This window comes from Leucobacter chinensis, from assembly GCF_019049105.1.
Classification (GTDB): Bacteria; Actinomycetota; Actinomycetes; order Actinomycetales; family Microbacteriaceae; genus Leucobacter_A; species Leucobacter_A chinensis.
The window spans coordinates 71,308-93,947 of record NZ_JAHQZR010000008.1 but is presented as its reverse complement, the minus strand read 5'-3'; the positions used below and the strand labels follow the sequence as shown (position 1 = coordinate 93,947).

The window sequence follows — 22,640 nt, the reverse complement described above, 5'->3', positions numbered from 1 at the left end:
CTCTCCTGATGACCGTTCACCAAGCCCACCTACCTCAGTGGGACACACTGCCCCACACAGTGGTGGCGTCGATGCTCAGAGCAATCGTGAACAGTTCTCAAGACGGCATTATCGTACTTGACCGTAACCGCGAAGCTATGCTCATGAATGAGCGGTTTGTCGAGATGTGGTCCCTGCCGCAAGAACTCACGGTTGAAGGCTCCGGTGCTGCTCGGCGTGAATACTTGTCGAGACTCGTTGAAGACCCCTCGGTCATACCGTTCTTGCATACGATTCCGCCAGACAACGACTCCCATACTCGTTCACAGTGCGTTTCGCTCACAAACGGCCTCACCATGGTAGGCATGAGCACGGCGGTTCTCGATGAGCGTGGCGAGTTTCACGGCCAACTCATCATTTATCGAGACAGAACCGACCTCAAGACGGCTGAAGACCAGCGTAACTTCTTCGAGTCGCATGACCCCGTCACTGGTCTCATGAACCGATCAGCTATGTTCGCAACCATCGAACACCGGCTTCGCAGTTCGGGTGAAAAAACTCCCTTCGCCCTCATCGTTATCGACTTTGATCGTTTCTCGAGGCTCAACGAACAGTTCGGTCACGCATTTGGTGACAGGGTACTGCACCACAGCGCAGAGACCATCTTGCGTATAGTTGGCAGCAAACGCCCAGCCTGTCGACATGGCGAAGATGAGTTCATGGTGCTCACCGAGTATTCGTCAGAACACTGGGTTCACGACCTTGCACAGGAGATTGTCGACGCGCTCTCAGAGGAAGTCCTTATCGATGGCGTTCCTATCACCGTGAGCGCCTCGGCGGGCCTCAGCTTTTACCCCCATGACGGCGACGGCGCAAACGACCTTGTCTCGGCAGCGATGCTCGCACTGCAGCAATCCAAAGAAACGTCGGGCGGGCGCGTCTCACGGTATTCACAAGCCTACGGAAGACTCGAGGAGGAGCGGAGGCAGTTTGAGCTACAACTCTCGCAGGCGGCAGAGGGTGAAGGGCTCGAACTCCTCTTCCAACCGGTCTACGACCTACGTCTGCATTCGCTCTCGGGCTGCGAGGCGCTCCTTCGTTGGCGTTCGCAAAAGCTCGGCCTCGTCTCTCCCTCGGTCTTCTTGCCATATGCCGAAGAGTCAGGACTCATCGTGCCCATCGGCGAGTGGGTACTGCGCAACGCTTGCGCCCAGGTGGCCAAGTGGAGCGACGATTCTTATGGGGCAGTACCAATCTCGGTCAATGTCTCTGCGAAACAAATCGTGGAGCCAGACTTCGCCGACACCGTAGCAAAGCTGCTCGAAGAGACCGGCTGCTCCCCGTTCTTGCTCAGTCTCGAACTGACCGAGACCTCGCTCATCGAAAACCTGGCTCAGGTTTCACACACCATTGACGCCATTCGAAGACTCGGCGTTAAAGTGTACATCGATGATTTTGGTACGGGGTATTCAGGACTCAGCTATCTCAAACACTTCAATGTCGATACCCTCAAAATCGACCAGTCGTTCACCCAGAGCATCGGCCAATCGAGGCAAGAAGACGCGCTCATGCAGGCGGCCATCTCAATGGCACACGCACTCGGTCTCAACGCACTAGCCGAAGGCGTCGAAACGCAAGAACAACTGCGCTTTCTCATGAACTCTGGCTGCGATCAAGCTCAGGGATTCTTCCTCAACCGCCCGATGAATGCTCAGCAGTTCACCGAACTCCTCACTGAGACCGACATTCGTTTTGATTGGGCAGCCGAGTCTTGAGCCGCACCATCACGGGCACCAAGGTGGCACTCGTCGGTCTCGGCGGAGCACTCGGCTCTCTCGCACGCGCCCTCATTACGATAAGCTTCGACGCGCACGAACCCGTTGCATTACTTGCCGTAAATCTCAGTGGTGCCCTGTTGCTCGGTATGCTCACGGCACTGCTCAAACCCCGGTTCTCGCCCGGCTCTGCCCACCTACAAGCGTTCTTCGGCGTGGGACTTCTGGGAGGGTTCACCTCGTACAGCGCGCTCTGTGTGCAAGCCATCGAAATTGGTGCTCACACGTCGCCATGGGCCTCCGTAGGCTACCTTGCTGCAACGCTCTGTGGCGGGCTTATCGCTTCGGGTGCAGGTCTCGCAGCCGGCACCATCATGACCGGTAAAGCAGACAAGTCATGAGCATCTGGGGCATCGCAGCCATCGCAGCCGCAGGAGGGGTCGGGGCCATCGCTCGATTTCTAGTCGACTCCTCGGTACCGGGCAAAAGCTCTACCCCGCTCGCACTACTCATTGTCAATCTCTCAGGTTCGTTCGCGATCGGCATTGTGCTCGGCCTTGCTCCCCTCCTGCCCGAAGGCCTCAGCCTTGTGCTCTCAGTCGGGTTTCTTGGCGGCTACACCACGTTCAGTACCGCGAGCCTCCGAACCTTCGAACTCATCAGCAAACGGCAGTGGTGGCCCGCGTTCATCACAGGTGTGGGACAGCTCGTCGCGGCAGTCTTTCTCACCCTCGGCGGGATGGCCATTGCCAGTCTCATTTCGTCCGCGGTCGGCTAACTGCGTTCCCTTCTCCTTTTACCGTAAAAGGCTCAGGGCCGGCTCTTCGTAAGAAGAAACCGGCCCTGAGCCTTTATGAGAGTTCGCGGTTACGCGAGACGTGCCTGAAGGTTCTCGTCGATCGTTGCGAGGAACTCTTCGGTGGTCTGCCACTGCTGATCTGCGCCAACCAACAGAGCGAGATCCTTGGTCATCTTGCCCGACTCAACGGTCTTGATGACGACGTCTTCGAGCGTGTTCGCAAAGTCGATGAGCTCCTGGTTCTCATCGAGCTTGCCGCGGTGAATGAGCCCACGGGTCCAAGCGAAGATCGAGGCGATCGGGTTCGTCGAGGTGGGCTTGCCCTGCTGGTGCTGGCGGTAGTGACGAGTCACCGTGCCGTGAGCTGCCTCTGCCTCAACGGTCTGGCCGTCTGGCGTCATCAGAACCGAGGTCATGAGGCCGAGCGAGCCAAAGCCCTGTGCGACGGTGTCTGACTGCACGTCTCCGTCATAGTTCTTGCAAGCCCAAACGTAGCCGCCCTCCCACTTCATAGCCGATGCGACCATGTCGTCAATGAGGCGGTGTTCGTAGGTCAGACCGAGCGCGTCGAACTGCTCCTTGAATTCGAGGTCGTAGACCTCCTGGAAGATGTCCTTGAACTGGCCATCGTACGCCTTGAGGATCGTGTTCTTCGTTGAGAGGTACACGGGGTACTGGCGTGAAAGACCGTATTTGAACGATGCGCGCGCAAAGTCACGAATCGAGTCGTTGAAGTTGTACTGGCCCTGAATGATGCCGCCACCCTCAGGGATGGTCACGACGTCAAACTTCTGCGCCTCCGAGCCATCGGCGGGCTCGTAGGTGATCGTTACCTTGCCAGCGCCGGCCTTGAAGTCGGTTGCCTTGTACTGGTCGCCGTGAGCGTGGCGGCCGATGATGATGGGCTTGTTCCAGCCGGGAACAAGGCGGGGAATGTTCGAGATGATGATGGGCTCACGGAACACAACGCCACCGAGAATGTTACGGATGGTGCCGTTCGGGCTCTTCCACATCTGCTTGAGGCCAAACTCTTCAACGCGAGCCTCGTCTGGGGTGATCGTTGCGCACTTCACGCCGACACCATGCTTCTTGATAGCGTTCGCCGCGTCAATGGTGACCTGGTCATTGGTCTCATCGCGGTGCTCGATACCGAGGTCGTAGTAATCGAGGTTGATATCGAGGTAAGGGTGAATAAGGCGGTCTTTAATGAACTGCCAAATGATGCGGGTCATCTCGTCGCCGTCAAGCTCGACTACGGTTCCCTTTACTGTGATCTTCGACACGTTTTCTCCGTCTCTGCTGTGGCTTTTCGCGCTCAATCCGTGGCAGCACAGCCCACGGGCACACTCTCGTACAGCATCTTACCCGAAACCCAAAGGTATCTCGACATCAAGATAACTCAGCTGCACCAGAACCTCTGGAATTGTCACGATTTAGTGTCATCTCGGTTGCACAATTCGAGATGCACGCTAGCCTGTAATCATGAGTGACTACAAGATCGAGGAACTGTCTGCAGCGACCATCGTTGCTGTCAACAAGCTCGGCCTGAAACCGGGTCAAGAACAGTTTGTGAGCCCCGTGTCATACGCAGCGGTTGCCGCTGTGACGACGCCCGAATCGGCATGGCAACGAGTTGTGCTCGATGGCGACCGAGTGGTCGGCTTCATTCACGGCCATTTTGATGACGAGGCGAGCGAAGACCACTTCAAGGCTGCACTGTGGCGCATTAACGTTGACGCCACGGTACAGGGCGAGGGCGTTGGTACCTTTGCGGTGAATGCCCTTCTCGATGAGGCCCGCAAGCGCGGCCTCGACCGGGTCACCGTCATTTACGAACCGGGCGATGCAGGCCCCGAACAATTCTTCTTGAACGTAGGCTTCGCCCCCATCGGCGAAACCCAATACGGCGAGACGATCGGCGCGTTCACGCTCTAAACCTTTACCACCCGCTTTTCTGGCGGCGCCGCGAAGCACTCCGCTTGCGGCGCCGCCATCATTATGTTCACAGGGGGCACTTCATGGCTCGTGCTCGTTCATCGTCATCAGGCGTGTTCGTCAGTCTCGCTGCCTCATTTGCTTTCGGCGCCATCTACTTTCTCACTCCCTACCTCACCCCGCTCGGCGGCCTGCAGGTGTGGGGTATTCGTCTGCTCGTCACCGCTCCGATCATCTGGCTCATTCTGCGGCTCTCGCGGCAAATCTCATTGTTCACTGACATCGCCAAACGGTTCGTCGAGCGCCCCATCCTCGTTCTCGGCGTGCTCGCGTGCGGCACGCTCGTCTCACTACAGCTTTGGTTATTTTCTTGGGCTCCACTCAACGGTCGAGGGCTGCAGGTTGCGCTTGGTTATTTTCTCCTGCCCCTCGTTCTCGTGATTGTAGGACGGTTTCTCTACCGAGATTCGCTCTCGTGGTGGCACTGGCTCGCGACGGCAGTGGCCGCGGCCGGTGTCGGTTTCGAGATTGTGCGCGTTGGCGGCTTCTCCTGGGAAACCCTGACCGTATGCCTTGGTTACCCGCTCTACTTCGTGCTTCGCCGCGGCCTCGGTACAGCAAATACCGGAGGGCTACTCTGGGAACTGCTACTCGTCATGCCCGTAGGCGTGTGGATCGTCGCCGATGAGCTCGCTCGCGGCGACGCCTTCCGTGAAAACCCCTTGCTGTGGATCACCGCCCCGCTCGTCAGTGCCCTCGCTGCGATTGCTCTGTGGCTCTATATTCTTGCTTCGAAGCTCCTGTCGATCAGCCTCTTTGGGCTGCTGAGCTATGTTGAGCCAGCACTCCTCGTCGTCGCAGCGATGCTCATTGGCGAGCGCATCGCACCAGGTGAGTTCATCACCTACGGTGCGATCTGGAGCGCCGTGCTCATCCTGCTCGTCGGCGGGGTCGTCGAGATGCTACGCAACCGCCGCTAGCGCTCAGTCATACCGGCGGCAGCCTCGAGCACGAGCAGAGCTGCGAGCCGTACCGTGCGACCATCGGCCGAGTCAGCCTCGGCGTCAACCTCAGCGATATCGATGGAGCGCACCTGGCGATGCCTCGCAGAGATGCGCGCGGCCTGGCGCAGCTCGTAGGCCGAAAGCCCGCCGGGAATCGAGGCGGGGCAAGCAGGTACGACCGAGCGGTCACACACATCAACGTCGAGGTCGACGTGAATCGGGCCACCGGCCGCCCCCGCGATCTTGAGCGCCTCGGCCATCACGTCGGCCATGCTGCGCTCGTGAAGTTCATCTCGGTGAATGACCGTGATGCCCTTGCGTTCGGCGTAGTCACGGTACGGGGCAGAGTTTGCAAAGTCGGCAATACCGATCTGCACAATTCGCGAGGGGTCGAAACCGTGCTCTTCGATGAGGCGGCGAATCGGCGACCCGTTGCTTCGCCCTTCCCGAAGGTCGTGGTGGGCGTCGAGGGTAATGATGCCGGCGGTGCTGACGTTCTCGCCCGCAACACCGAGTGCAACTGGAACGGTGAGAGCGTTATCGCCGCCGATGGCGAGCACGAGGCCCGAGAATTCGGCAATCTGCGAGAGGTAGCGGGCCGCAAGGGCTTCATCAAGGTCGGGCTCATCGACATCACCGGCGTCGGCAATCGTGAGCTCGTCGGTGAGCACCGTCTGGCGCTCTGAACCGTCACTCGCGACAAAGTGCGTCGAGTACCGTTTCAGGGCTTCGCGCACCGCCTCTGGCGTGACCCCGGCGTTAGTGGCCGAGAGCGAGGTGCGCCAGGTGGGCACCCCGACGATGGTCATATCGGCACCGTTCTCGGTGTCGAGGGGGGCAAAGGCGCCCGCCCTGGGCCAAAGGGGATCGTGACTCAAACGCGGCTGTGACATGGTTCGAAGACTAGCATCACGCTGTGTCGTTTTGCGAGGGCATTTGTAGGCTTGTCTGGCATTACAGACATAATTCGGTGCTCGGCCCTCGAAAGAAGAGACCATTTCATGTTGTGATCGGTTCATGACACAGCACATTCTTTTGGGCGATGCCCCCCTCCAGATTTCTGACGTTGTCGCGGTAGCCCGCCACGGAGCAGCAGTGGCGCTCTCTGATCGCGCGGTCGAACGTGTGAACCGCAGCCGCAAGGTCGTCGAATCACTCGCGGGCGACACCAACCCCCACTACGGTATTTCAACCGGCTTCGGTGCACTCGCGAACGTGCAAATTCCGGCCGAGAAGCGCCGCCAGCTGCAACGTAGCCTCGTGCGCTCTCACGCTGCAGGATCGGGCGCTGAGGTAGAGCGAGAGGTCGTTCGCGCTCTCATGCTCCTGCGCCTCAACACACTCGCCTCGGGTCATACCGGGGCGAGGCTCGAGACCGCCCAGGCCTACGTCGACGTACTCAACGCCGGGATCACCCCTGTCGTTCACGAGTACGGCTCGCTCGGCTGTTCAGGCGATCTCTCACCGCTCGCGCACTGTGCCCTCACGATCATGGGCGAGGGCAACGCACGCGACGAGCATGGCGAGCTGCACCCCTCGGGTGAGCTGCTCGCAAAGCACGGCATCACCCCGATCGTGCTCGAAGAAAAAGAGGGCCTCGCCCTCATCAACGGGACCGACGGCATGCTCGGCATGCTCTGCCTCGCGCTCACCGATATCGCGGCACTCACTCGCGTTGCCGATATCGCCGCGGCGGCAAGCGTCGAGGGGCTGCGCGGGACCGATGCGGTGTTCGCACCCGAGCTTCATGTGATCCGCCCTCATGAGGGGCAGGGCAACTCGGCCGCGAATATGCACCGCATTCTCGAGCAGTCGTCACTCATCTCGCGCGCTCAGGAGGGCTCGTTCAGCCGCGTGCAAGACGCCTACTCGCTGCGCTGCTCACCACAGGTGCACGGCGCAGTTCGCGACACGGCAGCTCACGCGAGCCGTGTCGCCGAGACCGAGCTGCGCTCGGCGGTCGACAACCCCGTCGTGCTCGACGACGGCCGCGTCGAGTCGAACGGCAACTTTCACGGCGCACCGGTCGGGTATGTGCTCGACTTTCTCGCGATTGCCGTGGCCGACCTCGCGAGCATCTCTGAGCGCCGCACCGACCGCTTCCTCGATGTCGCGCGCAACCACGGCTTGCCACCCTTCCTTGCGGCCGACCCGGGCCTCGATTCCGGCCTCATGATTGCCCAGTACACCGCAGCCGGCATCGTCTCTGAGCTCAAGCGCCTCGCCGTTCCCGCGTCGGTCGATTCGATTCCCTCTTCGGCCATGCAAGAAGACCACGTCTCGATGGGCTGGTCGGCAGCCAGGAAACTGCGCAAGGCCGTTGACGGTCTGAGCCGAGTGCTCTCGATCGAGCTGCTCGCTTCGACCCGAGCCCTTGATTTCAGGGCACGGCCCAATGAAGCCGACGGAGCAGTTGCGGGTACCCCGGGCCCTGCGACCGCGGCTCTGCACAGCCTCTTTCGAAGCGTCATTGCCGCTCCCGACACCGACGGTTTCCTCTCGCCAGACATCGACAGCGCGCACACGCTCGTCGTCACCGGCAAGGTTCTTGAGACCGTTGAGAGCGTCACGGGCGACCTTCGCTAAGCGTCTGCAATACCAGACATTAACGTCGTAAGCACCGAGTAAGATCGCCGTATGACCAAGCCGCAGCCAAAGGTACCCGCCTCTGACCAGACTCTGCGCATTCTGCTCTTACTCGCCAGGTCTCGGGGTCCCTTGCCAGCAAGCGTCATCGCAGCGCAGCTCGGGATACCCAGGTCGACGACGTACCACCTTCTTGCGACGCTCCTTGAGCACGACTTCGTCATGCATTTGCCTGAGGAGCGTCGCTACGGTCTTGGTATCGCCGCGGTCGAGCTCAGCTCGGCCTACGGTCGTCAGGAGCCACTCGCGAGGCTCGGGAGACCACTCGTCGCGACCCTCGTTGAGCGGCTGGGTATGAGCGGGCACCTCGCGGTTCCGCTCGGCCGCGACGTGCTGTACATCATCGAAGAGCGCTACCCCGGCACGCCCTCCCTCGTGACCGACGTCAATGTTCGCCTGCCGATGCCTGCGACAGCGAGCGGCAGAGCGATCCTCTCGCAACTACCCAAAGCTCAGGCTCGCGCACTCTTTCCGAACGCCGAATCATTCGTTTCAGCTCACACCCGCGAATATCCCATCACGAAGTACTCAGAGTTGCGCAGCGTGCTCGACGAGACGGTGACGAGGGGCTACGCCGTTGAACGCGGATCGATCACCGAAGGTATCTCGTCGGTCGCCGCATCGGTCGTCGACCACAGGGGGTGGCCCATCGCAGCGGTCGCGGTGACGTTTGCCGATCGCGACCACGGCACCGACGAGTACCCCCGTCTCGCTGCAGAGGTCATCGAAACGGCGGCGACCCTCTCGGCCCGAATACACGGTCGCACCCCCGCCGCACAGCCCGTTACTGACTGAGCGGCTTCAGCGTGACGCTACCAATGGAGACGTCAATCTCGATGCGGTTGTTCGAGGCCGAATCCTCGTGCAGCAGGTTGCTCACGTTACCGGCCGCCACGTCGCTCATCGTCGCGTAGCGAGCATCGGGGAGCGCGAGGTCAAGGCTTCCCGCGCTCACCTCGATCTCTACCTCTCGGGGCGCCTGGCCGGTGAACTGGCCCTGGGCCGTGCCCGCGGCAATATCGAGTGATGCCTCGATGACGCCTTCGACATCAAAGTCGATGTTTCCTGCACCGAGCGTCGCATCGAATCGACGCGCTCCGCCCTGCACCCATGCGTTGCCGGCGCTCACGTCAATCTCGAGCTCGACGAACGAACCGTTCACGGTGAGGTCGCCCGCACCGAGCATCACTTCGGCGTCGAGCGTTCCATCAAGCTCGCTCGGCAAGGTCAAGGTGAGCTCTGTCGAAGGCTTGGCACAGCCAAAGAGGCACACAAAGGGGTCTAAGAAAGAGCGCTCGTGCGCAACCTCGAGGGTGTCGCCGTAGCGCTCGAGACGCCAGTTTGCTTCTTCGCGACCGTGCACGTCGAGCGTGGCTTCGGCCACGGGACCGAACTCAATGGTCATCTCGGCCGCTGCCGCATCAAGGTATAACTCGCGGATGCCGTCGGATGCCATAAACGCCGTCTGCTCACCCGTCGTGCTGCTCCCTTCATAGGTAACAAAGAGCGAGGTGATAGCCGTTGTCGCAATGAGAAGCAACACGATAAGGCCGCCGAAGGCCGCCATCACGATCGAGATGGTCTGTGAGACTCCCGAGGGTCTGGTCTCCTGCGTCATGACTGGTGTCCTATCTGTGAGCTAGCACCGCGGTGCGGCAAGCCAACAATTTCAATGTGGGCGATGGCTGCAAGCACGCGACGGTTTCCCGACTCGTCGGCCGACAGCCCCAGCTTCTGGAAAATCGCGGTGATGTGCTTTTCAATGCTCGCCTCAGAAAGAAAGAGCTGCGCAGCGATCGCTTGGTTCGACTTGCCCTCGGCAAGTGCCGCGAGAACCGCTCGCTCACGCTCGCTGAGATGCTGCAGACGCGCGTCACGGTGATTACGGTTCAGCAACTGGGCAACAACCTCGGGGTCGAGCACGTCTCTCCCTAACGCAATGCGCTCAATCGCGTCGACAAAGTCGCTCATGTCGGCGACACGATCTTTGAGCAGGTAACCGAACCCACCACCGGGGGCACTAATGAGATCGCTCGCATAGCGCTCCTCAACGTACTGCGAAAGAACCAGAATGGGCAGGTCGGGAGTGTTCCTGCGCAGTTCGAGCGCCGCGCGAATACCCTCATCGGTGAACGTCGGCGGCATTCGAACGTCAAGAATGCACAGCTCTGGATCGAGGCGTGAAACGTGCTCCATGAGCTCGGCTGCGTCGGGAAGCGCGGCAACGACCTCGTGCCCGACGTGTTCAAGTAACCGTACGAGTCCCTCGCGCAGCAAGACCGAATCTTCACAGATTATGATGCGCATGGAACGCTCACCTCGATTGTTGTCGGGCCTCCGCCGGGGCTTTCAATGCGGGTGGATCCCCCCGCAGCGGTAATACGGTTCATGATGCCATCGAGGCCCCCGCCCGGCTGCACCGTGGCTCCGCCTACCCCGTTGTCTTCAACCCGGGCCCAGAGGTACGGAACCCCGGTCTCGGTGGCACGTACCCGCAGGGTCACGCGCGTCTCACCTGCCAGCGAGTGCTTCGCTGCGTTCGTGAGCGCCTCGGCAACTGCAAAGTACACCGCGGTTTGCGCTTCTCGCGATATGACCGAGCCTTCGATGCGCGAGTCGAGAAAGACCGGAATGTGTGACCTCGCGGCGAGTGCCGAGAGCGCCGCGTCAAGCCCACGGTCATCGAGCACAGAGGCGTGAATGCCACGAGCCAGCTGACGCAGTTCGGTGACCGCGGCCTTCGTCGAAGTGTGTGCCTCGTCGATGAGTTGCTTGGCCGCGTCTGGGTTCGATTCGATCGTGTCTTTGGCGAGCCCAAGGGTCATGCCGATCGACACGAGGCGCGGCTGCACCCCGTCGTGAAGGTCGCGCTCAATGCGGGTACGTTCTACGTCGGCCGCACGCATTGCTCCCTCGCGCTGCTGCTCGGTGCTGCGCACCTGATCGCGCAACAGCGCTTCGTTCGCACCACCGTCAATGATCGCGATGCTCACCGTGCGATGCAGCAGCCCAACAAGGACGATGCCCACGATCGAGAAGCAAATCGAGCCGACCATGATGCCCCAGTGATTCGGCACGTTCACCGGGATGCCAAAGACCCTGGCCTCGGCCGCCGGGAAGTTCAAGAGCTGACGCACGATTTCTTGAAGCAGCAACAGCCCGACGAGGCCAAGGATGCTGCCGATGGTCAGGTTTGCGAGCGCACGCCACATTCTGCCGTTGATCGACTGACGCCACAGCATTTTGAGATACTCACCGAAGCCCGGCTCCCGTTGCTCGGCAAAGGTGAGATCGGTGACGTTCATTCGGTAGAGGCCCGCTACCCTGCGCGTCTCAAACCAAGCGGCACCGAAGAGGCCGTAGACCACGCCAACTAGGATGAAGAGACCAATGCCTAAGATCGGCACGAGCCCGATGCCCGTCGCGAGCATGGTGAAGAGCACCGTCACAGCGGTCGTGCCGACGACACCGAGGCTTGCGAGGTGGAGCAACCCGGTAAACAATTTGAGCGGGCGGCGCTGCGCCTCATCTCGGGAACCTGTCATCATGCCACTCACGCTACGCGAGCCTTACGCAGGAGAACACCCCGCCACCCCGCATGAAGGTTCTGGCTTTCCAGAAAAAGCCTGGGCCCCGCAAAGCGCGAGGCCCAGGCCCGGTGTTGTGCTCTGGCTAGGCCAGGCCCGGAATAGCACCGCTCACGAGCGCTCCCCTGCGCCACACTGCGGCGGTCAGGGGCATGCCCGGGCGGTAAGCAAGGTGAGTAATCGATGGAGCGTCGAGCAGTTGCATGTCGGCCCGGGCACCGACCCCGAGCGAGCCGACGCGCGGCTGGCGTGTACCGCGCGCGTCGATCCACCCGTCTTCGTGCATGCCGAGCGCGATAGCGCCGCCAAGGGTTGCCGCTTCAACAGCCTCGCGGATCGTCAGCCGCATCTGCAGTACGGCAGTCGCGACGCAAAAGCCGATCGACTGCGTGAACGAGGTGCCGGGGTTGCAGTTCGACGCAATCGCGAGCCGCGCCCCCGCGTCAACGAGAGCCCGCGCTGGGGCGAGCGGCATGCGCGTCGAGAGGTCGCAGGCGGGCAGCACCGTCGCGACCGTGCCGCGGGCGCCACCCTGCCAGGAAGCGGCGAGCGCCGCAATGTCGTCGTCGGTGAGAAAGCCGAGGTGATCGACGCTGAGGGCCCCGTACTCGACCGCGAGACGCGCGCCGGGACCATGCCCGAGCTGATTGCCGTGCACGCGAGTCTGAAGGCCAGCGTTGCCTGCACTCTCAAGAATGCGACGCGTCTCGGCTTCGTTGAAGGCACCCGTCTCGCAGAACACGTCGACGGCGCTCACGTACGGAGCCACGGCGTGCAGCATCTCGCCCGTCACGAGGTCGACATACTCGGCCGGGTCTGAGCCCTCTGGCACAACGTGCGCCCCGAGAAAGGTCACCGCGTCGACGTGACGCGCGGCGATCTTGGCGGCTCGCACCTCGTCGGCGATCGTAAGCCCGTAGCCGGTTTTGGTCTCAAGAACCGTGGTGCCCTGTTTGAGCGCCTCGTGCGAAAGGTGCGCGAGATTCGCCTCGAGCTCAGCCTCGCTCGCCGCCCGCGTAGCATTCACCGTATGGTTAATGCCGCCGGCGGCATAGGCCTCGCCGGCCATGCGCGCCTCGAACTCTGCCGTGCGGTCGCCCGCAAACACCATGTGCGTGTGCGAGTCAACCCAGCCGGGCAGCAAGGCCCGCCCACCCACGTCAACTCGCTCGTCGGCGGCGGGCGCTTGGGAGGCAGAGCCAACCCAGGCGACACGCTCTTCGTCAATCACCAGCGCGGCATCATTCAGCCGGCCCCCGTGCTCGGGGTCGTTCGTCGTGAGCTCGGCAATGCCGGTAATGAGGGTCGCCATGGCGTTAGGCTACCCCACCGTTCGCGGCACGTGCCGACTCGCCGCCATCGCGCACCGTTGGCGTCACAGGAATGCGCACGCCGCGCTCGGCTGCAACATCGACTGCGCGCTGGTAACCCGCGTCAACGTGGCGAATGACGCCCATTCCGGGATCGTTGGTGAGCAGGCGCTCAAGCTTCTCGGCAGCGAGCGGAGTACCGTCGGCAACCGACACCTGACCCGAGTGGATCGAACGGCCGATACCCACGCCACCGCCGTGGTGCAGCGACACCCAGGTCGCGCCCGACGAACTCGCGGTCAGGGCGTTCAGCAGCGGCCAGTCGGCAATCGCGTCAGAACCGTCAACCATCGATTCGGTCTCGCGGTATGGCGAGGCCACCGAACCCGAGTCGAGGTGGTCGCGACCAATGACGATCGGGGCCGAAATCTTGCCCTCGGCAACGAGCTCATTGAAGCGCACGGCAGCGCGGGCGCGCTCGCCGTAACCAAGCCAGCAGATGCGCGCGGGGAGGCCTTCGAACTCGACGCGGTCTTGGGCGGCCCTGATCCACCGCTTCAAGTGTTCGTTCTCGGGGAACAGCTCGAGAATCGCCTCGTCGGTCACGCGAATATCTTCGGGGTCACCCGAGAGTGCAGCCCAGCGGAACGGCCCAAGCCCCTCACAGAACAGCGGGCGAATGTACGCCGGAACGAATCCCGGAAACTCGAAAGCGCGGTCGTAGCCACCCTTTCGGGCCTCGTCACGAATCGAGTTGCCGTAGTCGAACACCTCGGCGCCAGCGTCTTGAAACTCAACCATCGCCTTCACGTGCGCGGCCATCGCAGCCTGCGCGTCGAGCGTGAACTGCTCAGGCTCGTCGGCGGCGCGCTGCTGCCACTCGTCGAGCGAGTAGCCGATGGGCAGATATGACAGCGGATCGTGCGCGCTCGTCTGATCGGTCACGATATCGACCGTGATCTCGCCCGCCTTGTGGCGACGCAGGATCTCGGGGAACACCTCTGCGGCGTTGCCCACGAGCCCGACCGACCAGCCACGCTTCTCGTCTTTCGCCTGCTGCACCTTGGCGAGTGCCTCGTCAAGATCGGTAACGACCTCGTCAAGGTAGCGCTTGCCGACGCGGCGGCGCATACGTGCTTCGTCGACGTCGACGATGAGGCAGGCTCCGTCGTTGAGGGTGACCGCGAGTGGCTGCGCGCCACCCATGCCGCCACAACCGCCCGTGAGGGTGAGGGTTCCCGCGAGCGTGCCGTCGTAGAGCTTGCGGCCGATCGCAGCGAACGTCTCAAACGTGCCCTGCAGAATGCCCTGCGTGCCAATGTAGATCCACGAGCCGGCCGTCATCTGGCCGTACATCATGAGGCCCTCGGCCTCGAGCTTGCGAAACTCGGGCCACGTTGCCCAGTCGCCCACGAGGTTTGAGTTGGCGATGAGCACGCGCGGCGCCCACACGTTCGTGCGGAACACGCCGACCGGCTTGCCCGACTGCACGAGCAGCGTCTCGTCGTCTTCGAGGTCGCGCAGGGTGTCGACGATCGCGTCGTACGCCTCCCAGCTGCGTGCCGCACGACCGGTGCCGCCGTACACGACGAGGTCGTCGGGGCGCTCGGCAACCTCGGGGTCGAGGTTGTTCATGAGCATGCGAAGCGGCGCCTCGGTTTGCCAGCTTTTCGCAGAGATTTCGGTGCCGCGGGGGGCTCGTACGGGGCGTGCGCCTGGAAGTGCCATGGTCGTGTCCTTTCGCAAACAACAACGTTTGCCTCTATCTCAGCGTGTTGAGGCGGTGCGTTCAACGGGGGTTTGGGCGGTCGTGTCTGGGATTGCAGACTTGTGGGTTCGGGCGTGGGTGCGGGTGCGGGTGCGGGTGCGGTCGATGTCGGGGCCAGGGTGCCGGCTTCGGCTTCGGCTTCGGAGCGAGTTTCTAGCGGATCTCGGGCCGCGATCCGCACTTCACGCGAGTCTGCAGCCCGAAATCGCGTTTACTTGACGAAAAGCAGGGTGTTTTGGCGCAAACACCCTGCTTTTCGTCAAACCACGGCAAATTTCACAAACACGAGGGTCTACACACGTTCAAAGACACGTTTCGCCGCCCTCACGAGGGCCCGGCCGCAGAAAAGCCATTCCTCAACGGGTGCCGCCCGCACCATGAGCAGGAACGGGCTACGCCCGTGCCCCTTTCCCCGAAGAGGCCCTCTGCCAGCCACACTCAGCATCAGCCAGGCTCGACCAAACGCCAGCCGCGCGCGCAACAGCCTCTGCGCACAACAGCCTCTGCGCACAACAGCCTCTGCGCACAACAGCCGCAGCACGCAACAACCCTCGAACGCAGCGACCCCGCACGCAACAGTCCCGCGCCCCCTACAGCCGCAGCCCCGCAGCAACCTCGCCGAGCGCCTCCATCACCGCGGCGAAGGCCGGGTGATCCTCGCTCGCCTCGCGGCGTGCAACGAAGATCTCGCGGCGGGGTGAGCTGGGCAGATCCACGAGTCTCACGCGGCCGGTGTAGTGGCGCACCGAGAGCCCGTTCACGAGCGCAACCGCGTTGCCCGCCTCGACGAGGCGCAGGTGGGCCTGAATGTCGGCGGTTTCGTAGCGCAGGTCGGGTTCGAAGCCGGCCGAGCGGCAGGCCTGCAGCGCCCAGTGGCGGGAGGCAGAGCCCTCGGGCTCCATGACCCAGGGCACGCCGGCGGCGTCGGCGACCGAGCGCACGCCTGCGAAGCGCTCGGGGTGCACCTCTGGCACGGCGAGCATGATGGCGTCGCTGCCGAGCACGCTGCGGCCGAGACCCTCGTGGTGCGGGGCGGCATGGCCCGGGTATTGCTCGGCGACCACGACGTCGAAGCCGCGAGCCCAGGTCTCGTAGAGGGCAGTTTCGGGCTCGTGCTGCACGACCTCGACGCGCAGGCCGGGGTGTGTTTCGGCGAGCGCGGTGAGGGCCTTCGGCATGAGCGAGATCATGGCCGACTGGAAGACGGCGACGCGAATGGTTCCGGTAAGCTCGTCGCGGCCGCGCTGCAGCGACGCCTCGACACGCTCGAGTTGTTGAAAGAGTGCCTCGCTCTCGGCGACGAGGCGCTCGCCCGCGGGGGTGAGTTCGAGGCCGCGACCCACCCGACGCAGCAGGGTGCGGCCCGTTTCGCGCTCGAGCTGGGCGAGCTGCTGCGAGACGCCCGAGGCGCTGTACGAGAGCACATCGGCAACTTCGCTGATGGTGCCGCGAATCGAAAATTCGCGCAGCAGCCTCAGTCGCTGCATATCAAGCACGATGCCTCCCGAACTTTATTAAGCATTACTTCATCTTATCGTGCATGTTTCGTAACTTTTCATTACGGGTCACTCCGTGCACACTGGACACAGTTACCCGTCTGCTTCGTAAAAGGAGTTGCCATGAGCACTGATGCTCTTTCGACGGCCTCGGCCGCAACCGTTCACCCGAGTGATCTCGGCCAAGAGGCGATCGCCCTCGCACGCACCTGGCTTGAGGAGGCCTCGCACTACCCCGTTGACCCCGCCGCTGAGCGCCTCGCGGGCGTGCTGCGCGACCCCAACGGGCTCGACTTCACCGTGGGCTTCGTCGATGGCGTCGTGCGCCCCGAAGACACGAAGGCAGCTGCCAAGAAGCTCAGCGAACTCACCGCGCTTACCCCGGCGTTCCTGCCCACCCACCTGCGCGGAGCCATCGGCCTCGGCGGCACCTTCGCAAAGCCCCTTCCCGGCATCGTCGTTCCGATCGCCCGCAAAGTCCTACGCGAGATGGTGAGCCACCTCATCATTGACGCGAGCGATGCCAAGCTCGGTCGGGCGATCTCGCAAATCAAACGCGATGGCGTACGGCTCAATATCAACTTGTTGGGCGAAGCGATCCTCGGCGAGAAAGAAGCGGCCAAGCGACTCGCCGGCACCCATGCTCTGCTCGAGCGGGCAGACGTCGACTATGTCTCGATCAAGACCTCGTCGGTCATGGCGCCGCACAACCACTGGGCCTACGACGAGGCGGTCGAGAACGTGATCGAGCATCTCGTTCCGCTGTTCCGCAAGGCCGCACAGGCCACGCCGCAAAAGTTCATCAACCTCGACATGGAAGAGTACAAAGACCTAGGGCTCACGCTCGACGTGTTCACCCAGTTGCTCGACCGCGAGGAGTTCTTGAACCTCGAGGCTGGCATCGTGTTGCAGGCCTACCTGCCCGACGCGCTCGGGGCGATGGTGCGCCTGCAGGAGTGGTCGGCGAAGCGCGTGGCTCGTGGCGGCGCCCCCATCAAGGTGCGCGTGGTCAAGGGTGCGAACCTGCCGATGGAGCAGGTCGCAGCCCTCATGCACGGCTGGCCGCTCGCAACGTGGGGGTCGAAGCAGGAGAGCGACACGAGCTACAAGGCCGTACTGAACTACGCGCTCACCCCCGAGCACGTCAAGAACGTGCGCATCGGCGTCGCCGGCCACAACCTCTTCGACATTGCGCTCGCCTGGCTGCTCGCGAAGCACCGTGGGGCCGCTGGCGGGCTCGAGGTCGAGATGCTCCTGGGCATGGCGACCGGGCAGGCCGAGGCCGTGCGCAAGGATGTTGGATCGCTGCTGCTCTACACCCCGGTCGTTCACCCCGCAGAGTTTGACGTCGCAATCGCCTACCTCATTCGTCGTCTCGAAGAGGGCGCGAGCCAAGAAAACTTCATGTCGGCCGTGTTCGAGCTGCACGAGAATGAACAGCTCTTTGAACGCGAGAAGAACCGTTTTCTCGCCTCGCTCGAAGCGCTCAGTGACTCTGTGCCAGAGCCGAACCGCAGGCAAGACCGACGTCACTACGACGAGCAGGAGGCCGAGGCGCTGATCACGGCGTTTACCGCCGACCCCTACTCGTTCGCGAACACTCCCGACACCGACCCCGATCTACCCGGCAACCAGGCGTGGGGCCGCGATATCGCGGGCCGCATGATCGGCTCTGAGCTCGGCAAGAAGACCGTCGCTGAGGGGCTCGTGCGCACGAGCGACGAGCTTGAAACGATGATCAGCACCGGCATCGATGCAGCCGAGGCGTGGCAAGCGCTCAGCTCCTCAGAGCGGGCTGCGATTCTGCACCGTGCGGGCCAGCTCATGGAGCGCCGCCGCGGTGAGCTGCTCGAGGTGGCGGGCGCCGAGTGCGGTAAGACGATCGATCAGGGCGACGTCGAGGTCTCTGAGGCCATCGACTTCGCAAACTACTACGCCATGCTCGGCCAGCGCCTCGAAGACGTCGACGGCGCGGCGGCAAAGCCCGTGAAGCTCACGGCAATCGTGCCACCGTGGAACTTCCCGATCGCGATTCCCGCTGGCGGCACGCTCGCGGCCCTCGCCTCAGGATCGGCCGTCATCATCAAGCCGGCAGCCCAGGCGGCGCGTTCTGGCGCGGTCATGGTCGAGTGCCTCTGGCAGGCCGGGGTGCCTCGCAAGGTGCTGCAGTTTGCCCAGTTCGACGACCGCGAGGTTTCGGGCAAGCTCATCACCGACGAACGCGTTGAGCGCCTCGTGCTCACCGGCGGCTACGAGACCGCGGTGACGTTCAGAAACATGCGTGAAGACCTACCTCTGCTCGCCGAGACGAGCGGCAAGAACGCGATCATCGTCACTCCGAACGCCGACCTTGACCTCGCCGCGGCCGACGTCGTCGCCTCGGCATTCGGCCACGCCGGGCAGAAGTGCTCGGCCGCGTCGCTCGTCATTCTCGTCGGATCGGTCGCGACCTCAAAGCGTTTTCGGGGTCAGCTCATCGACGCGGTTGAATCGCTCACGGTCGGCACCCCCGAGCACCTTGGCACGCAGATGGGCCCCGTCATCGGCGCACCAGAGGGCAAGCTGTTGCGCGGTCTCACGACGCTCGGTCAGGGTGAACGCTGGCTCGTGAAGCCCCGCGAGATTGCCGCCGAGAGCCCGCTCTCGGTCGACGACTCGGGTGCCTCGAAGCTCTGGAGCCCGGGCGTGCGTGACGGCGTGAAACGCGGTTCTGAGTACCACCTCACCGAATACTTCGGCCCTATTCTCGGCATCATGACGGCGTCGAGCCTCGATGAAGCGATCGACATGGTCAACGAGATTGATTACGGGCTCACGAGCGGGCTGCACTCGCTCGACCGTGACGAGATCGACCGCTGGCTCTCGCGCATCGAGGCGGGCAACCTCTACGTCAACCGTGGCATCACGGGCGCGATCGTTCAGCGACAGCCCTTCGGCGGCTGGAAGAAGTCGGCGATCGGCGCGGGCACGAAAGCTGGCGGCCCAAACTACCTGCACGGCCTCGTCAACTGGGTCGATGCGCCTGTGACCAAGGCCACAGCGAAACCCCTCGCATCAATCGAGCACGTGCTCGACGCTGCCGCACGAGCAGGCCTCACCAAGGCCGACCTCGAGTGGCTGCGGGCCGCAGCGGCATCTGACGCGCAAGCGGTCGCCGACGAGTTCGGCGTCGCACGCGACGCTTCGGGTCTCGGCGTCGAGCGCAACATTCTGCGCTACCACCCGGTCGCAACGACCGCTCGCGTTGCCGAGTCGGCGTCGCTACGGGATGCCGTGCGCACCGCGATCGCGGGTCTCGCCGCGGGTGCACGCCCCACGCTCAGCTTCGCCACCACTCCGCCAGAGCAGATTGCAAGCGGGCTGCGCAACGCCAGGGTCACGGTACTCGTCGAAGACGAGGCTGCCTGGGGCCGTCGCCTCGCGAGCGTTGCGGCGGTCGAAGGGCCACGCGCGAGCGCCCGAGTGAGGGTTGTCGCGGCCGATGCCGAGCGACAGACCGAGGCACGTGCCGTGTACGCGGCGGTGCAGGGCAAACCCGACATCGCCGTCTACGCGGGCCCGGTCGTCTCGGCCGGTCGGGTAGAAATGCTGCCCTACGTACAAGAGCAGGCGGTCTCGATCACCGCGCACCGTTTCGGAACCCCGAACACACTCTCAGACGGGCTCATCTAGCCCTTCGGGGTGTGGGTCTCGCGATCCGCGTCGCCCACACCCCGCCCCACATCTCGACTTCTTGCCCACTCCCACTGAACGAATACCCCTCGACACCACATCCAATTCATGAAAAGGTGACAACGATGTCAGATAATTTCTTTCTCTACTTAGCCCTCGGTATCTACTTCGCCGTGATGCTGCTGATCGGTTGGCTTGCGTTTCGCAAGACCACGAGCCACGAGGGCTACATGCTCGCGGGGCGAGGCCTCCCGCCGTGGGTAGCGGCGCTCAGTGCCGGCGCGTCTGACATGTCGGGCTGGCTCATCATGGGCCTTCCCGGCGCGATCTACGCGACCGGTCTCATCGAGGGGTGGATCGCGGTGGGTCTGCTCGTCGGTTCATACCTCAACTGGCGGCTCGTGGCGCCAAGGCTTCGCGCCTACACCGAGGTGTCGCGCAACTCGATCACGGTGCCAAACTTCTTCGAAAACCGGCTTCGTGACAATACCCACCTCTTGCGTACCATCGCGAGCATCATCATTCTCGTCTTCTTCACCATCTACGCGTCTTCTGGCATGGTCGCCGGTGGCAAGTTCTTTGAAAGCGCGTTCGGTGGCGAATACATCGTCGGCATGCTCATGGTGACCGTCGTCACCCTCGCCTACACGCTCTTCGGCGGCTTCCTTGGTGCGTCGATGACCGACGTCGTGCAGGGGCTCATGATGGTCGTGGCCCTCGTGCTCGTGCCCGCGGTCGCGATCTTCACCATCGGCGGTTGGAACGAGACGGCGACGCTCGTCGAAACGGTCGGTGCCGGCAACCTCTCGATTTTTGGTGACGAGTCACTCACGACAACAGCGGTTGTGCTCGTCGTGCTCTCGGGCCTCGCCTGGGGTCTCGGCTACTTTGGGCAGCCCCACATCATCGTGCGTTTCATGGCGCTGCGCTCGCCAAAGGAGGCGGCGTCGGCGAGGCGCATCGGCACGAGCTGGCAGTTCGTGTCACTGCTCGGTGCGGTTTCTGCGGGTCTCATCGGCATCGCCTACTTCGACAAGTTTGGTGGCGCCCCGAGCGACCCAGAAACCGTCGTGCTGCTCATGTCTCAGGTGCTACTGCACCCGCTCGTGGCAGGCTTCGTGCTCGCCGCTGTGCTCGCCGCCATTATGAGCACCCTGTCGAGTCAGCTCATCGTGTGCTCGTCGGCTCTCGTTGAAGACCTGTACCGTGTCACCCGCAAGCAGCCACCGAGCGAGCGCACGCTCGTCGTGCTCGGCCGCGTTGGGGTGCTCGCTGTCGCAATTGTGGCGGCTGTTCTCGCGATCAGCCCGAATGACAGCATCCTCGGGCTCGTGAGCTTCGCCTGGGCGGGCTTCGGCGCGGCATTCGGCCCGATCATTCTGTTGAGCCTCTACTGGCGCGGTCTCAGCAACTGGGGTGCGCTGGCCGGCATGGTGGTCGGTGCAGCAACCGTGTTCATCTGGAAGGCATTCGATACCGGCCTCTACGAGCTCCTGCCAGCGTTTGTGCTCGCGACCCTCGTAGCCGTGATCGTCAGCAAGCTCACCTACCGCCCGAACACCGATATCGACACTGAGTTCACCACCACGATGTCATTGCTCGTCGTGAACCCGAAGAAAGAGGGCTCTCAGCGCTAACATGGTGAGTGTAGAAGAGCATTCGTGAGGAGTACCCATGTCTGACGCAGCACAGCCCAAACCCGACGAGATTCCAGCGGCCGAGGCCGCGCACTCAAGGGTTGACGTTGCCCCAGAGATTGACGAGATCGTCGAGCTCCTGCTGGCTGATACCGATGAGGCAGAGGGCGATGATCCCGATGCTCCGTGGCGTCAGGGGTACCCCTACGACAAGAAACTCTCACGCAAAAAGTACGAGAAGCAAAAGCGCAAGCTACAAATCGAGCTGCTCAAGCTGCAAACTTGGGTCAAAGAGTCTGGCGAGAAGATTGTCATTCTCTTCGAGGGCCGTGACGCGGCCGGCAAGGGTGGCACGATCAAGCGCTTCACCGAACACATGAACCCCCGCGGCGCTCGCGTGGTGGCCCTCGAGACCCCCACCGATCGCGAGCGTTCGCAGTGGTACTTTCAACGCTATGTGCAGCATCTGCCCTCGGGCGGCGAGATCGTGTTGTTCGACCGTTCCTGGTACAACCGGGCAGGCGTCGAGCGAGTCATGGGCTACTGCACCCCGCAGCAGTACCACGAGTTCATGCGCGCCACACCTGGCTTCGAGCTCATGCTCATTAACTCGGGCATTCACCTCTTCAAGTTCTGGTTCTCGGTCGGTAAGGCTGAGCAAAGGCAGCGCTTCATCGATCGTTCGACCGACAAGGTCAAACAGTGGAAGCTCTCACCCACCGACCTCGCGAGCATCGATAAGTGGGATGCGTATAGCGAAGCCAAAGACGCGATGTTCTTTTACACCGACACCAAGACGGCGCCATGGACGGTCGTGAAGTCGAACGACAAGCGACGCGCGCGTCTTGAGGCCATGCGTTGGGTGCTCTCAAAGTTTGATTACCCGAACAAAGACCACGAGGTCGTGGGCACGCCCGATCCGCTCGTGATTGGAAGCCCTGAAACGATCGCAGAAGACGGCGAACATCACGACGGATCATTCCCCGTGATCCGCCGCTAACGGCCCGAGACAATCGCACGCGAGTCGCGCCT

The 22,640-nt window shown here is 62.7% G+C and carries 18 protein-coding genes; 10 read left to right on the top strand and 8 right to left on the bottom strand.

Annotated elements, in window-relative coordinates; all coding sequences use genetic code 11:
* The first annotated feature begins 8 nt into the window (after nt 1-8).
* The 3 genes from KTJ78_RS10000 to KTJ78_RS09990 are packed head-to-tail and all read left to right on the top strand — an operon-like array spanning nt 9 to nt 2,532.
* Nucleotides 9-1,754 (top strand): putative bifunctional diguanylate cyclase/phosphodiesterase, encoded by a 1,746-nt coding sequence (locus KTJ78_RS10000; RefSeq protein WP_217135290.1) that lies wholly within the window; start codon nt 9-11, stop codon nt 1,752-1,754.
* Nucleotides 1,751-2,155 carry a fluoride efflux transporter FluC gene (locus KTJ78_RS09995; RefSeq protein ID WP_217135288.1) on the top strand — a complete coding sequence of 135 codons (405 nt, stop codon included), beginning with the start codon at nt 1,751-1,753 and terminating at the stop codon, nt 2,153-2,155. Before KTJ78_RS10000 ends, KTJ78_RS09995 begins: the two co-directional genes overlap by 4 nt.
* Nucleotides 2,152-2,532, top strand: a complete 381-nt coding sequence (locus KTJ78_RS09990) for a fluoride efflux transporter FluC (protein WP_217135278.1) — start codon at nt 2,152-2,154, stop codon at nt 2,530-2,532. The genes KTJ78_RS09995 and KTJ78_RS09990 overlap by 4 nt, the downstream gene beginning before the upstream one ends.
* Nucleotides 2,533-2,621: 89 nt before the next feature.
* On the opposite strand, the gene KTJ78_RS09985 is transcribed toward KTJ78_RS09990, so the two are convergent.
* Nucleotides 2,622-3,836, bottom strand: coding sequence for an NADP-dependent isocitrate dehydrogenase (locus KTJ78_RS09985; RefSeq protein WP_217135265.1), 1,215 nt, complete (start codon nt 3,834-3,836; stop codon nt 2,622-2,624).
* Between the two features lie 199 nt (nt 3,837-4,035).
* Between KTJ78_RS09985 and KTJ78_RS09980 the strand changes: the two genes are divergently transcribed.
* Nucleotides 4,036-4,488, top strand: coding sequence for a GNAT family N-acetyltransferase (locus KTJ78_RS09980; protein ID WP_217135259.1), 453 nt, complete (start codon nt 4,036-4,038; stop codon nt 4,486-4,488).
* An 83-nt stretch (nt 4,489-4,571) separates the two neighbouring features.
* Nucleotides 4,572-5,468 carry an EamA family transporter RarD gene (gene rarD / locus KTJ78_RS09975; RefSeq protein ID WP_217135257.1) on the top strand — a complete coding sequence of 299 codons (897 nt, stop codon included), beginning with the start codon at nt 4,572-4,574 and terminating at the stop codon, nt 5,466-5,468.
* Here rarD and KTJ78_RS09970 read toward each other — a convergent pair.
* A complete protein-coding gene (locus KTJ78_RS09970) occupies nt 5,465-6,385 on the bottom strand; it encodes an arginase family protein (protein ID WP_217135255.1) in 921 nt (306 codons plus the stop codon). The genes rarD and KTJ78_RS09970 overlap by 4 nt on opposite strands.
* Before the next feature lie 124 nt (nt 6,386-6,509).
* Here KTJ78_RS09970 and hutH point away from each other — a divergent pair, with 124 nt between their 5' ends.
* The gene (gene hutH, locus KTJ78_RS09965) at nt 6,510-8,078 is read left to right on the top strand and encodes a histidine ammonia-lyase (protein WP_217135253.1); all 1,569 of its coding nucleotides are present in this window, start codon (nt 6,510-6,512) and stop codon (nt 8,076-8,078) included.
* Between the two features lie 51 nt (nt 8,079-8,129).
* Complete coding sequence (locus KTJ78_RS09960; RefSeq protein WP_217135251.1) at nt 8,130-8,933, top strand: IclR family transcriptional regulator; 804 nt, start codon at nt 8,130-8,132, stop codon at nt 8,931-8,933.
* On the opposite strand, the gene KTJ78_RS09955 is transcribed toward KTJ78_RS09960, so the two are convergent.
* The 6 genes from KTJ78_RS09955 to KTJ78_RS09930 all read right to left on the bottom strand — a co-directional run bounded on the left by KTJ78_RS09955 (nt 8,923) and on the right by KTJ78_RS09930 (nt 16,299).
* Nucleotides 8,923-9,756 (bottom strand): DUF4097 domain-containing protein, encoded by an 834-nt coding sequence (locus KTJ78_RS09955; protein ID WP_217135249.1) that lies wholly within the window; start codon nt 9,754-9,756, stop codon nt 8,923-8,925. The two genes, KTJ78_RS09960 and KTJ78_RS09955, sit on opposite strands and share 11 nt — an antisense overlap.
* The gene (locus tag KTJ78_RS09950) at nt 9,753-10,445 is read right to left on the bottom strand and encodes a response regulator transcription factor (RefSeq protein WP_217135247.1); all 693 of its coding nucleotides are present in this window, start codon (nt 10,443-10,445) and stop codon (nt 9,753-9,755) included. The genes KTJ78_RS09955 and KTJ78_RS09950 overlap by 4 nt, the downstream gene beginning before the upstream one ends.
* Entirely contained in the window at nt 10,433-11,686 is a 1,254-nt protein-coding gene (locus KTJ78_RS09945) for a sensor histidine kinase (protein WP_217135245.1), read from the bottom strand. The genes KTJ78_RS09950 and KTJ78_RS09945 overlap by 13 nt, the downstream gene beginning before the upstream one ends.
* Nucleotides 11,687-11,810: 124 nt before the next feature.
* Entirely contained in the window at nt 11,811-13,037 is a 1,227-nt protein-coding gene (gene hutI / locus KTJ78_RS09940; RefSeq protein WP_217135243.1) for an imidazolonepropionase, read from the bottom strand.
* 4 nt (nt 13,038-13,041) lie between these two features.
* Complete coding sequence (gene hutU / locus KTJ78_RS09935) at nt 13,042-14,763, bottom strand: urocanate hydratase (RefSeq protein ID WP_217135241.1); 1,722 nt, start codon at nt 14,761-14,763, stop codon at nt 13,042-13,044.
* Between the two features lie 630 nt (nt 14,764-15,393).
* Nucleotides 15,394-16,299 (bottom strand): LysR family transcriptional regulator, encoded by a 906-nt coding sequence (locus tag KTJ78_RS09930; protein WP_217135239.1) that lies wholly within the window; start codon nt 16,297-16,299, stop codon nt 15,394-15,396.
* A 123-nt stretch (nt 16,300-16,422) separates the two neighbouring features.
* Here KTJ78_RS09930 and KTJ78_RS09925 point away from each other — a divergent pair, with 123 nt between their 5' ends.
* From KTJ78_RS09925 to ppk2, 3 genes are all read left to right on the top strand, one after another.
* Nucleotides 16,423-19,971 (top strand): proline dehydrogenase family protein, encoded by a 3,549-nt coding sequence (locus KTJ78_RS09925; RefSeq protein ID WP_217135237.1) that lies wholly within the window; start codon nt 16,423-16,425, stop codon nt 19,969-19,971.
* Nucleotides 19,972-20,096: 125 nt separating this feature from the next.
* Nucleotides 20,097-21,608, top strand: a complete 1,512-nt coding sequence (putP, locus tag KTJ78_RS09920; RefSeq protein WP_217135235.1) for a sodium/proline symporter PutP — start codon at nt 20,097-20,099, stop codon at nt 21,606-21,608.
* Nucleotides 21,609-21,645: 37 nt separating this feature from the next.
* The gene (ppk2, locus tag KTJ78_RS09915) at nt 21,646-22,608 is read left to right on the top strand and encodes a polyphosphate kinase 2 (RefSeq protein ID WP_217135232.1); all 963 of its coding nucleotides are present in this window, start codon (nt 21,646-21,648) and stop codon (nt 22,606-22,608) included.
* Nucleotides 22,609-22,640 lie beyond the last annotated feature (32 nt).